The following is a 12,045-nucleotide window of genomic DNA, read 5'->3' as shown; positions in this document are numbered from 1 at the left end:
GGGTGTGGCCAGTCGGCTGCCCCTCCTTTTTTTATTGGGAATACCATGGCTTCACTCTGGATGCTGTTCGCCAGCTTCGCGTTCGCCGCGATGGGCGCGGGCGTCAAGCTCGCCTCCGAGTTCTACTCCACGTCCGAACTGCTGATGTACCGGGGCCTGATCGGCACCGTCATCCTGCTGGCGATGGTGCGCCATCGTGGCGGCACGTTCAAAACGCCGTTCGCCAGATCGCACCTGATCCGCAGCTTCGTCGGCGTGACCGCCCTGTGGATGTGGTTCTTCGCCATCGGCCGCCTGCCGCTGGCCACGGCCATGACGCTGAACTACATGGCCCCGATCTGGATCGCGGCCTGGATGTTCGCGCTGGGCTGGTGGACGGGCACCAAGCACGCCGAATGGCCACTGGTCGTCGCCATCGGCATGAGCTTCTTTGGCGTGACGATGGTGCTGCAGCCGGCGGTCGAAAGCCAGCAGTGGCTCGGCGCACTGGCCGGCGTGTGCTCGTCGGTGGTGTCGGCGGCGGCCTATATGCAGGTGCGCAAACTGGGCCTCTTGGGCGAACCCGAATACCGCGTCGTGTTCTTCTTTTCGCTCACTACTGCGGTCGTGGGCCTGCTGGCCACGCTGGCTGGCGACGGACCAAAGGGCGCCGTGTTCCACGCCCATACGCCGTATGGCCTGCTGCTCCTGGCCGGCATCGGCGCTGCCGCGCTGATGGCGCAGATGGCCATGACCCGCGCCTACCGCGTCGGCAAGGTGCTGGTGGTGGCCAACCTGCAGTACACCGGCATCGTGTTCTCGTGCCTGTGGGGTCTGCTGCTGTGGGGCGACACGTTCGACTGGCACGTCTGGCTGGGTGTGGGCGTGATCCTGGTGTCGGGCGTGGCCGCGACGTTCTACAATACCCGCAAGACGGCGCGCGGCGCCGTCGTCAAGGATACCGATCCGATCGCCAGCGAAACGTAAAGGAACCGTCATGCACCAGACCCTGATCTCTGCCGCCGACCTGGCCGCCCACATCGACGACCCGGCCTGGGTCGTCGTCGACTGCCGCCACGATCTGATGAACCTGGCCGCCGGCCGCGACGCTTACGAGAGTGGCCACCTGCCGGGCGCGGTGTTTGCCGATATCGAGACGGTGCTGTCGGGCGCCAAGAACGGCGCCGATGGCGTGTTCCTGGGCCGGCATCCGCTGCCCGGCCGGGAAGTGCTGGCCGAAGCCCTGCGCGACTTCGGCATCGACGACGCCACGCAGGTGGTGGCGTATGACGCGCACGGCGGCATGTTCGCGGCGCGCCTGTGGTGGCTGCTGCGCTGGCTGGGGCACGAGGCGGTGGCGGTGCTCGATGGCGGGATGGCCGCGTGGGAGGCCGCCGGGCAGCCCTTGACGACCGAAGTGCGCACCAGGCCGCGCGGCGCCCTGAGCGTCCGGGCGCCGTTCGTGCCGACCGTGACGGTGCGCGAGGTGCTGGACAATCTGGAAAGCGGCAAACGGATCGTGATCGATGCCCGCGCAGCGGACCGCTATCGCGGCGAAAACGAGACCATCGATCCGGTGGGCGGCCATATTCCCGGCGCGAAGAACCGCTTCTTCAAGGACAACCTGGGGCCTGACGGGCGCTTCAAGGATGCCGCGCAGTTGCGAGAAGAATTTGGCGCCCTGATTGATGATCCTGCCGCAGCCATCATGCAGTGCGGCTCGGGCGTGACCGCCTGCCACAACCTGCTGGCACTGGAAGTGGCGGGCTTGCCGGGCGCCGCGCTGTATCCGGGGTCGTGGAGCGAGTGGGTCGGCGATCCTGCGCGGCCAGTCGCGAAGGGATAACCCGTTCTTGCGTCGATGGTTGGCCGTCACGAAAACGCCGCCGCTGCCGATCACCGCGTCCACGTAGGGTGGACGGCTCTGCCGTCCACGCGTCGATGGTTGGCCGCGAAATCATCCGGCATGAACACACCCCCGCCAACGATCACCGTGTTGACATCAAAACGCGTGCAACGCGAAGACGATCGCCACGCCCAGTCCGATCAGCACCACCTGCGGGATCGACTCGCGCAACGTCGAACGCCGCTGCATCTGTGGCATCAGGTCGCTCACCGCGATATAGATGAACCCTGACGACGCAAACACCAGCACGTACGGAATCAGGCCGCTGGCCCGGTCCAGCGTGTAATACCCCAGCAAGCCCCCCGCCACCGCCATCAGGCTGCACAGCAGGTTGAACACATAGGCGCGCAGCCGTGAGAAGCCGGCATTGAGCAGCACGATGAAGTCGCCGATCTCCTGCGGGATTTCATGGGCGACGATGGCCAGCGCGGTGACGATGCCCAGCTCCGGATTGGCCAGGAAGGCTGCGGCGATCAGGATGCCATCGGTGAAGTTGTGCATGCCGTCGCCGAGCAGGATCATCCAGCCGGCCTTGCCCGCTTCACGCGCGTCGTGCCCGTGGGCGTGGTGGTGACCGTCGCCTTCGTGGTGGTGCGAGTGGCGCAGCAGAGCGACCTTTTCCAGCAGGAAGAAGGCCAGCAGGCCGCCCAGCAGCGTGGCGAACAGGCTCCGGGTATTGGCGCCCGAATCGAATGCTTCCGGCAGCGCGTGCAGCAGCGATGTGGCCAGCATGATGCCGACCGACAGGCTGACCATCTTTTCCACCACTTTCGACAGCAGGGCAAACGAGAAAATGGCAGCCCCGGAGATGCTGACGACGCCGGCGACGAGCGTCGCCAGCAGGATCGAGCGCAGGGTCGGGTCGATGAATGGGGCTGAAAACGGGTCGATTTGAAGGCCTCTTGTTCTGTACGTGCGACGAGCCGCAAACCGGGCATTGTACCGCTCCCGGCCTGCGCTCGTCCAAGGCGGCGCCTGCTACATCAGGCGACGCCGTATTTGGCAAACCACGCCAGCGCGCGGTTCCAGCCATCCTGCGCGTCCGCCGCGTTGTACATCGGGCGGTAGTCGGCGTGGAAGGCGTGGCCCGATTCCGGATACACGTGGATCGTCGAGCGGCTGTTGCCCTTGTCGAGCGCGGCCTGCATGCGCTGAACCGATTCGACCGGAATGCCGGTGTCCTTCGCGCCGTACAGGCCCAGGACCGGCACTTTCAGGTTCTGGGCAAAATCGATCGGGTGCTTGGGCGACATGGCGGTTGCCTCGCCCACCAGGCGACCGTACCAGGCGACGCCCGCCTTGACCTTGAGGTTATGCGCCGCGTACAGCCACGTGATGCGGCCACCCCAGCAAAAACCGGTGATGCCCAGTTTTTCGGTGTTGCCGCCGCGCTGGGCGGCCCACGTGACCACGCGGTCGAGGTCCGACATCACTTGTGCATCGGGCGTTTTCGAGACGATGTTCTTCATCAGCTCGGCCGTGCTCGGGGCCTTGGTCGCGTCGCCCTGGCGCACGAACAGGTCGGGCGCGATCGCCATATAACCCTGCTTGGCAAAGCGGCGCACGACGTCCTTGATGTATTCGTGCACACCGAAGATCTCGGAGATCACCAGGATCACCGGCACGCCCGTCTTGCCCTTGGGCTGGGCGCGATACACGGGCACGTCCTGGCCATCGATGACCAGGATGGTGTCGCCGGCATCGAGACCGTCGGTATCGGTCTGGATCTGGGTCTGCGCCATGACCGGCAGCGCGCTGGCGGCAAAACCGGTGCCGATGGCGGCCCGGATGAAGTCACGGCGGCCGACGCCATCGTTGTATGCGCTCGCGCCGAGCAGGCTGCCGGCGTCGTTGACGAGATCTTTCATGGTCATCCCTTCGATCAGTGGTGGACAGGCTTGCGAGTTTAGCATCGGTGCAGCCCGGCACGCTCATCTACACAGATGATGCCGTGATAACACTTTACAAATGAGAATGATTCTCATTATAATTTACCACACCGCTACTGGACCACGCCCTCAGCAATGCTGACGGGCGTGTCCGGTCACCGTCCATTCCCCCATACCGAGAAGACCTGCTCATGCTCCCGCCACGCCCCTTGCTGCCCCGCTGCCTTGTCCTTCGCGCCTGCACCGCCGCCATACTCGGCATCCTGCCGTCCTGGCATGCCCAGGCCGAAGATGCACCAGACACCATCCCGACCACGCTGCAGGCGGTCACCATCACCGGCGCGCGCGACGCAACGACCGAAGGGAGCGGCTCGTACACGACGACCGGCCCATTGACCACCGGCGCGCGCCTAAACCTGACGCCGCGCGAGACGCCGCAGTCGCTCTCGATCGTCACGCGCGAACGCATGGAAGAGCAAGGCCTGCAGACGCTGGCCGAGACCATGCAGCAGGTCACCGGCATCTACGTCAACTACAACGACACCGAACGCGTGACCTACAACGCGCGGGGCTACGCAGTGAACAACTTCCAGGTCGATGGCATGCTGAACCTGTTCGGCAGCTCGCTCAAGGCCAATGGCGACAACGTGGTCTACGACCGCATCGAGGTGGTGCGGGGCGCCACTGGCCTGACCACCGGCGCGGGCGATCCGTCGGCCACGATCAACCAGGTGCGCAAGCGCCCGACCAGGACCTTCCAGGCCAATGCCGCGCTGCGCATCGGCACGCACGAGCTGCGCCGCGCCGAACTCGATGTGAGTGGCCCCCTCGCCTTCGACGGCAAGCTGCGCGGACGCTTCGTCGTGGCCAGGCAGGAAGCCAAGTCGTTCCGCCCGCTGTATGAGCAGAACCTGGGCGCCGTGTACGGCATCCTGGAGGCCGACCTGGGCCCGGCCACGGTACTGGCAATCGGCCACGAGCGTCAGAAGTCCGACCCGCGCGGTTCGACCTGGGGCACGGTCCCGTACTGGAACGCCGACGGCTCGCTGGCGAACATGCCGCATGACCTGAACCTGTCCACGCCGTGGGCTTCGTGGAATCTGCTGGAAGAAAAAACCTTCGCCACGCTCGAACACCGCTTCAACCGCAACTGGCGCCTGCGCGCCGGCTGGACCACGGCCGATCGCGAACAGGATGGCAGCCTGTATTTCGGCTATGGCGGCTACCCGCGGCCCGACGGCAGCGGCATCACGGTGGCCTACGGCCGCTTCCCGGCCGATGAAACGATGGACGTCCTCGAATGGAACATCGACGGCAAATTCAACCTGTTCGGTCGCCAGCACGACCTGGTCTTCGGCTGGGGAAAGGCCGAGCGCGAAACGGTCTCGCCGCGCATCACGCTCGGCGCGGTCCCGGCGGGCTATGGCGCGATCCCCGACTGGCGCAGCTGGAGCGGTGACGTGCCTGAATTTCCGACCACGGTCGGCGCGGTCCCGACCAGCATCGGCCAGGTTGACCAGAAGGCGGCTTTCCTGGCCACGCGCCTGAATCTGTCCGATGCGCTCAAGGCCGTTGTCGGCGTGCGACATGGCAAGTACACGACCAATACCCGCAACTTCAGCCCCGCCGGACCCGTCACGAGCACCACCGGCTTTACCAACGACGATATCGTCACCCCGTATGTCGGCCTGCTGTTCGACCTGAACCAGCAATGGACTGCCTACACTGCTTACACGAGCATCTTCCAGCCACAGAATTTCCGCGATGTGGGCAATGCACTCCTCGATCCGGTCGAGGGCAACAATATCGAGGCGGGGGTGAAGGCCGAACTGTTCGACCGGCGCATGAACCTCTCCGCAGCGATCTTCCGCAGCAAGAAAGACAACGTCGCCGAAATCGACGACAGCGTGCCCCCCAATTCGCTGCCGGGCGCGGTGCAGGCATACCGCTCCACCGGCAAGGGCAATGTAGTCGATGGTATCGAGGTCGAAGCATCAGGCCAGATCGTGCGGCAATGGAATCTGACGGCGGGCTACAGCCATACGCGCTCGCGTAACGCGCAGGGCGGGGCCATCAATACGGTCATTCCACGCAACCTGCTGCGGGTGTTTACCAGTTACCGCTTCGGTGCCGACAGCCAGTATGCACTCGGGGGCGGCGTGAACTGGCAGAGCAATCTGTGGAACACCGCGCAGAAGCCGACCGGCAGCTACAACGCCAGCGGGGCGCCGGTCACGAGCCTGTCGCGCATCGAACAAGGGTCGGTGTGGCTAGCCAATCTCATGGCCAGCTACCGGATCAGCAAGAACCTCACGGCCAGCGTCAATCTGAACAACGTCTTCAACAAGATCTACTACAACCGGGTGGGCTTTTATAACGGCCTGCACTACGCCGAGCCACGCACGGCATCGGCCACGCTGCGCGCGACGTTCTAAGCGCTGTCCCGGACGCGGGCAGAGCAGACTTCGCCCAGGATCGCGTACAGCTTCTGCATGTCGACCGGCTTGACCAGATGGTGGTTGAAGCCGGCGGCCGCAGTGCGCGCGCGATCGTGCTCCTGGCCGTAGCCGGTGATCGCGACCAGCACCGCGCGCTGCGCGCTGGCCCGGGCGCGCAGGCGCCGTGCCAGTTCGATGCCATCGAGGTCGGGCAGGCCGATATCGAGCAGGTACACATGCGGCGCCGCGTGCTCGGCTGCGGCCAGCGCCGGCAACGCCGCATGCTCGACGCGCACCTCGTGCCCGTTCGCTTCGAGCAGCAGCGCGAGCATCGTCGCGGCGTCCACGTTGTCGTCCACCACCATGATGCGAAGATGGTCGGACGGCGCGGGTGCGCTCGCCTTGCCAGCAGCCGGGGACTCGGCGACAGGCGCCTCGCTGTCCAGGCGCGGCAGGCACACCGTGAAGGTGCTGCCCTTGCCCTGCCCCGCACTCTCGCAGGCGACGCTGCCATGATGCAGGCCGACCAGGCTTTTTACCAGCGCCAGGCCCAGTCCCAGTCCGCCCAGCGACCGGTCGGACGAGCGCTCGGCCTGCGAAAACAGCTCGAACGCGCGCGCGACCAGGTCGGGCGCCATGCCGATGCCGTCGTCGGCCACCCGCAGCAGCACGTGCGTGGCGCGCACTTCGGTGCTCAATGTGATGTGGCCACCTTCGGGCGTGTACTTCGCCGCATTGCTCAGCAGGTTGGCCAGCACCTGCACCAGGCGCTTGTGGTCGCCCTCGACCAGCGGCGCTTGCGGCGGCAGTTCGAGCGCCAGGTGATGGCGGCGGGCGTGGATCAGGGGCGTGACCTGCTCGATCGCGTCGTTCACGATATGCCGGATGTCCAGGCGCCCGGTGTGCAGCGCCACCAGGCCGCGCGTGACGCGCGAGACGTCGAGCAGATCGTCGACGAGGCTCGTCATGTGGCGCACCTGGCGCCCGATGACCTGGCTGGTCTTGCGCACCTGTGCTTCATCGAGCCGCGCCCGTTGCAGCAGGTCGGCGGCCGCGCCGATGGGCGCGAGCGGATTGCGCAGCTCGTGCGCCAGCATCGCCAGGAATTCGTCCTTGCGCCGGTCGGCAGCAGTGAGCTTCTCTTGCGCTTCGCGGCGCTCGGTGACATCGCGGAAGAAGAACGCGATGCCGCCATCGAGCGAGCGGTGGGTGCGCGTTTCGATCCAGGCCTGGCGCCCGTCCGGCATGCGGTGGGCCAGCTCGAGAATCCCCGGGGCGCCGGTGCTCATCACGCGCCGGAACACCGCGTCCGCTGGGGTAGCGCGCAGTTCGGGCCAGACTTCCCAGTGGTTGTGGCCGATGACATCTTCGGCGCGGCGCTGCGTCAGGCGCAGGCCTTCGGCGTTCATGCGCAGAATGGTCCAGTCCTTGTCGAGCACCGCGAAGCCCTCGCCCATGCTGTCGAAGATGCTCTGGCTCTGGTCGCGTTCACGGCGCAGCGCCGCGTGCGCGCGCGCCGCTTCGACCGCCGACCAGGTGCGCTCGGCGGTTTCCTGCGCCATCCGTATCTCGGCCTCGCGCCACCGGCGCGGCGCGGCATTCTGCACCGTCAGCACGACCTTCATCTTGCCGGCCTTGATGTACGGGACCAGCAGGTCGGCACCGACGCCGATCTGCGCATAGATGCCGGTATTGCCCGCGGTGCGGCTGTCCTGCGCGACATCGTGGTTGACGACGGTCTGGCCGGCGCGCAGCGCAGCGATCATCGGCGGGCCGAAATCGTCCATGACCATGACCTTGCCGGCCAGGCTCGCCACGCCCTGGGCGGTCCAGTCGCGCACGATCGCAACGGTGCCGGCGGCGTCGTCGATCTGGGCATACAGCACGCGCGATGCCTGCAGCGCGCGGCCCAGCAGCTCGCAGGCTGCCTCGGTCACGTCATCGGGGTCGGCAAATTGCCGGATGCGGTCGGCCAGTGTGAGCTGGAAGGTCTGGTTTTCGCGGACCTCTTCGAGCTGCTGGACTTTTTCGAACAGCGCCTGCGCCGCGTGATAGGCCTCGGTGACGTCGCTGCCCTGGGCGAAGATGCCCGTCACCTGCCCGTCGTGGCCGAAGATCGGCTGGCACAGCAGATCGACGTAACGTTGTTCCAGCGCGCCATCCGGCCGGCGCTGCAGCGAGATCAATGAATCGCGCAGCACAACCGGTTTGCCGCTGGCGAAGACGCCATCGAATACGCGGCGCACGCCCTGCGCCGCCAGCTCCGGCAATGCGTCGAGCAAGGGTTTGCCGATCAGCTCCCGGCGCCCGACCAGCTGGTAATACGCTTCGTTGGCCATCTCGAAGACATGGTCAAGGCCGGTGAGCACCGCGATGAAACTTGGCGCCTGGTTGAACATCGTCTGCAACTGGCTGCGCTCCAGGCTCAGGATGCGCGTCATCGCCTCGTGCATCTGCGGCCGGGTCATCTGCGGCATGTCGGACACCACATGCGCGCCATGCCTGAGATGGTAGGCGCAGCTGGCAGCGTCGAAGCGGTATAGGTCCGTGACATCGATGGCGTTTTGCGCCACGAAGGCGACCTCGCCGGCAGCATCGAACACCGGCGTATGGATCGCGCTCCAGTAACGCTCGCCGAACACGTGGCCGCCGGGCGTCTCGCGCGGCACCGCGTACCGCAGCAGCGCGCTGGTGTGCGGCTGCTTCGTCGCAAAGGCTTGTTCGATCGATCGGCGCACCTCGTCGACGTTGGTCGATGCGGGATCGTCCGGATCGGCCGGAAACGCCTCGAAGATATGCTGGCCGACGATTTGCTGCGCCGTGCGCCCGGTCGACTCCAGATACGCGGGATTCGCACCGATGATGATGAAATCCCGGTTGATGAGCAGGTAAGGATACGGCGAGGCCGCGAACAGTGCCGCGTAGTCAGGTTGCGTAAACATCACTTATTCTCACATATAAATTGCGAGAAAAATACGCGTTCTGTAACGGATTTTATGGGTCAACGCGTGGACAGCGTAGCCGTCCACCCCACGGTTCAGTGTGCCTTTTCCCAGTTGTCGCCGATGCCCGTTTCGGCCACCAGCGGCACCTTCAGCGTTGCCACGCCGGCCATCAGTTCGGGCAGCTTCACCCGCACCAGCTCGAGTTCAGCCTGCGGCACCTCGAGCACCAGTTCATCGTGCACCTGCATGATCATGCGCGTGCCCAGCTGTTCAGTTTCGAGCCAGCCCTGCACGGCGATCATCGCCAGCTTGATCAGGTCAGCCGCCGTGCCCTGCATCGGCGCATTGATTGCGGCCCGTTCGGCGCCGGCGCGGCGCGGGCCGTTCGGCGAATTGATCTCGGGCAGCCACAGGCGGCGGCCGAACACCGTTTCGACATAGCCGCGCGCCTTGGCCTGCAGGCGCGTCTCGTCCATATACTGCTTCACGCCCGAGAAGCGCGCGAAATAGCGTTCAATATAATTGGCCGCCGCGCTCCGTTCGATGTTCAGGTTGGCCGCCAGGCCGAAGGCGCTCATGCCGTAGATCAGGCCGAAGTTGATGACCTTGGCGTAGCGGCGCTGTTCGCTCTGCACGTCCGCTGGCGGGATGCCGAAGATCTCGGCGGCCGTCGCGCGGTGGATGTCTTCGCCATCGGCAAAGGCCTTGAGCATCGCGGCGTCGCCCGAGATATGCGCCATGATGCGCAGCTCGATCTGCGAATAGTCGGCCGAGACGATCACGCTGCCCGGCGGCGCGATAAACGCTTCGCGGATACGGCGCCCTTCAGCGTTGCGCACCGGGATATTCTGCAGGTTCGGCTCATTGGACGACAGGCGCCCCGTGATCGCCACCGCCTGCGAGTAATTGGTGTGCACGCGGCCCGTGCTGGCATTGACCATCTTCGGCAGCTTGTCGGTATAGGTCGACTTGAGCTTGGACATGCCGCGGTGCTCGAGCAGGATCTTCGGCAGCGGGTAATCCTCGGCCAGCTTTTGCAGCACTTCCTCGTCGGTCGATGCCGCACCGGTGGCGGTCTTCTTGATCACCGGCAGGCCGAGTTTGACGAAGAAGATTTCGCCGATCTGCTTCGGCGAACCCAGGTTGAACGGGCCGCCGGCCAGTTCGTACGCCTGCTGCTCGAGTTCGAGCATGCGCTTGCCCAGTTCGTTCGATTGCACGCCCAGCAGGTCGCTGTCGATCAGCACGCCGTTGCGCTCGATCTTGTGCAGCACTTCCATCGTCGGCATCTCGATGTCGCGGTAGATGTAGGTGAGGCCCTTGTCGGCTTCGACGTGCGGCAGCATCGATCCGTGCAGGCGCAGCGTGATATCGGAATCCTCGGCCGCGTACTCGGTGGCGCGGCCCAGTTCGACCTGATCGAAGCAGATCTGGTTGACGCCCTTGCCGCACACGTCGACGAACGGAATGGTCGTGTAGCCCAGGTGGCGCATGGCCATCGTGTCCATGTCGTGCGGCTTGTGCGACTCGAACACATACGACTGCAGCAGCGTGTCGTGCACGATGCCCTTCAGGGTGATGCCATGGTTGGCGAAGATGTGCATGTCGTACTTGAGGTTCTGGCCGAGCTTGGGCTTGGCCGGATTTTCCAGCCAGGCGCGCATCTTTTCCAGCACGTGTTCGCGCTCGAGCTGGTCAGGCGCGCCGGCGTAGCGGTGCGCCAGCGGGATGTAGGCGCCCTTGCCCGGTTCGACCGACAGCGAAATGCCCACCATCTGCGCCGTCATCGGATCGAGCGACGTCGTTTCGGTATCGACCGACGTGAGTGCGGCAGCATCGATCAGCGCCAGCCACGCGTCCAGCTGCGCGTCGTTCAGAATCGTCTCGTACTCGCCCTTGATGACCGGCATGCCATCGAGCGTGGCCTGCGCGCCTTCCGGCGAATTGAGCGGACCGCCGCCCGGCGCGCTGCCGGCCGCCGGGCGCACGCTGCCGTCACCGGCTTTGGCGCCACCCAGGTCGCGCAGCATCGTCTTGAAACCGTAGCGGCTGAAAAATTCGCGCAGCGCGTCGGCGTCTTCCGGTCGGCCCACCAGCGTTTCCTCGAACGACACCACGTGCTTGACCAGGTCGCAGTCGGTTTTCACGGTGATGAGTTCACGGCCTTTTGGCAGCCAGTCCAGCGCCGCGCGCAGATTTTCACCCACGGCGCCGCCGATACTGCCGGCGTTTTCCATCACGCCATCGAGCGAGCCGTGCAGCGTGAGCCACTTGACGGCTGTTTTCGGTCCGCACTTGGGCACGCCCGGTACGTTGTCGACGGTGTCGCCGACGAGCGTCAGGTAATCGATGATGCGGTTCGGTGGCACGCCGAACTTGGCCAGCACGCCGGCGTCGTCCAGGCGCTCGTTGCTCATCGTGTTGATCAGCATGACCTTGTCGTTGACGAGCTGGGCCAGATCCTTGTCGCCTGTGGAGACGACTGTCTTCATGCCGCGCGCGGTGGCCTGCACGGCCAGCGTGCCGATCACGTCGTCGGCCTCGACGCCGTCGACCATCAGGATCGGCCAGCCCATGAGCCGCACCACTTCGTGGATCGGCCCGATCTGCTTGCCCAGGTCTTCCGGCATCGACGCGCGCGTGGCCTTGTATTCGGGATACAGGTCGTCGCGGAAGGTCTTGCCCTTGGCATCGAACACGCAGGCGATGTAGGCGGCCGGGAAGTCGGCGCGCAGGCGGCGCAGCATATTGACCATGCCGTGCATGGCGCCGGTCGGGAAGCCATCCGGGCTCCTCAGGTCGGGCAATGCATGGAAGGCGCGGTAGAGATAGCTGGAACCGTCGACGAGCAGAAGGGTATTGTCCATAGGGGGCGAAAATCAGGTAAG

The 12,045-nt window shown here is 65.4% G+C and carries 7 protein-coding genes; 3 read left to right on the top strand and 4 right to left on the bottom strand.

Going from position 1 to position 12,045, the window contains the following annotated elements:
• Nucleotides 1-45 precede the first annotated feature (45 nt).
• Nucleotides 46-966: a DMT family transporter gene (locus AC56LV_RS18775; RefSeq protein ID WP_499559879.1), complete on the top strand. Its 921-nt coding sequence runs from the start codon at nucleotides 46-48 to the stop codon at nucleotides 964-966.
• Between the two features lie 10 nt (nucleotides 967-976).
• Nucleotides 977-1,825 (top strand): sulfurtransferase, encoded by an 849-nt coding sequence (locus AC56LV_RS18770; RefSeq protein ID WP_499559877.1) that lies wholly within the window; start codon nucleotides 977-979, stop codon nucleotides 1,823-1,825.
• Between the two features lie 156 nt (nucleotides 1,826-1,981).
• Here AC56LV_RS18770 and AC56LV_RS18765 read toward each other — a convergent pair whose 3' ends face one another.
• Entirely contained in the window at nucleotides 1,982-2,680 is a 699-nt protein-coding gene (locus AC56LV_RS18765; protein ID WP_499560220.1) for a ZIP family metal transporter, read from the bottom strand.
• Between the two features lie 188 nt (nucleotides 2,681-2,868).
• Nucleotides 2,869-3,753: a dienelactone hydrolase family protein gene (locus AC56LV_RS18760; RefSeq protein WP_499559875.1), complete on the bottom strand. Its 885-nt coding sequence runs from the start codon at nucleotides 3,751-3,753 to the stop codon at nucleotides 2,869-2,871.
• A 212-nt stretch (nucleotides 3,754-3,965) separates the two neighbouring features.
• On the opposite strand from AC56LV_RS18760, the gene AC56LV_RS18755 reads away from it, so the two are divergent.
• The gene (locus AC56LV_RS18755) at nucleotides 3,966-6,209 is read left to right on the top strand and encodes a TonB-dependent siderophore receptor (RefSeq protein WP_499559874.1); all 2,244 of its coding nucleotides are present in this window, start codon (nucleotides 3,966-3,968) and stop codon (nucleotides 6,207-6,209) included.
• On the opposite strand, the gene AC56LV_RS18750 is transcribed toward AC56LV_RS18755, so the two are convergent.
• Both AC56LV_RS18750 and polA read right to left on the bottom strand, forming a co-directional pair.
• Nucleotides 6,206-9,154 (bottom strand): hybrid sensor histidine kinase/response regulator, encoded by a 2,949-nt coding sequence (locus AC56LV_RS18750; protein ID WP_499559872.1) that lies wholly within the window; start codon nucleotides 9,152-9,154, stop codon nucleotides 6,206-6,208. The genes AC56LV_RS18755 and AC56LV_RS18750 overlap by 4 nt on opposite strands.
• Nucleotides 9,155-9,249: 95 nt before the next feature.
• Complete coding sequence (gene polA, locus AC56LV_RS18745) at nucleotides 9,250-12,024, bottom strand: DNA polymerase I (RefSeq protein ID WP_499559870.1); 2,775 nt, start codon at nucleotides 12,022-12,024, stop codon at nucleotides 9,250-9,252.
• Between the last annotated feature and the right edge of the window lie 21 nt (nucleotides 12,025-12,045).

The sequence above is a fragment of the Telluria sp. RB2R28 genome (assembly GCF_059685835.1).
Note: the sequence above shows the minus strand (reverse complement) of the source record. Positions and strands in the feature narration are given on the sequence as shown.